General features: G+C 67.0%; 1 protein-coding gene. It reads left to right on the plus strand.

From position 1 onward, the window contains the following. Positions 1-78: 78 nt before the first annotated feature. The gene (locus ACFPN9_RS25410; protein WP_047170150.1) at positions 79-891 is read left to right on the plus strand and encodes an IS5 family transposase; all 813 of its coding nucleotides are present in this window, start codon (positions 79-81) and stop codon (positions 889-891) included. The last annotated feature ends 17 nt before the right edge of the window (positions 892-908 follow it).

Here is a 908-nt window from a genome sequence, read left to right on the forward strand (position 1 = left end):
AGAGCCCGTCCCGAAAGGGTTGAGCGACTGGGGCACTCGTGATTCCAAGGGGTTGTTCAGGCCATCTTGGAGCGAGCGATGTGGACCCCAGCCACTCGCCGGCAGCATAGTCGCGCGGGACTTCGATATGAAACGGATTTGACGGATGCGGAGTGGCGGCTGATTGCGCCGTTGCTACCGGCGCCGAAGCGGACGGGCCGGCCGCTCTCCTGGCCGCTGCGCGAGATCGTCAACGCGATCTTTTACGTCATGCGCGGAGGCGTCGCCTGGCGGCTTCTGCCGAGCGACCTTCCGCCCAAGAGCACGGCCTATCGCTGGTTTGCGGCCTGGCGAGACGGGGGCGTGTTCGAGGCTCTCAACCATGCGCTGCTGATGATCGATCGCGAACGCAGCGGTCGGCCGGCCTCGCCCAGCGCCTGCATCATCGACAGCCAGAGCGTGAAAACGAACGAAGCCGGTGGGCCCCGTGGCTACGACGCCGGCAAGAAGATCATGGGTCGCAAGCGCCACGCCCTCGTCGATACCGACGGGCGTGGCCTCGTCCTCTTCGCCCATCCCGCCAGCGTGCAGGATCGCGATGGGGCGGGCCCGCTGCTGGCCGCCTCGCGCCGCCCGTTCCCCTTCATCGAGAAGGTCTTCGCGGACGCTGGCTACCAAGGCCCGCGTGTCGCGACCGCCACCCGCATCGCCGTCGAGATCGTCCGGCGCAAGCCCGATCAAATCGGCTTCGCCGTTCAGCCCCGGCGGTGGGTCGTCGAGCGCTTCTTCGCCTGGATCAATCGAAATAGACGGCTCTGGAAGGACGCCGAAGCCACCATCGCCTCCGCGACGGCCTTCCTCTACGCAGCCGCCGCCATGGTTCTTATCCGCCGCATCGCGCGAGCGTCATGAGTTCCGGGACGGACTCT

It is taken from the genome of Allobosea massiliensis (assembly GCF_042655245.1).
Classification (GTDB): domain Bacteria; phylum Pseudomonadota; class Alphaproteobacteria; order Rhizobiales; family Beijerinckiaceae; genus Allobosea; species Allobosea massiliensis.

Coding starts and splice junctions, on each gene's coding strand:
- ACFPN9_RS25410 (WP_047170150.1), top strand. CDS start 79: ATGTGGACCCCAGCCACTCGCCGGCAGCATAGTCGCGCGGGACTTCGA.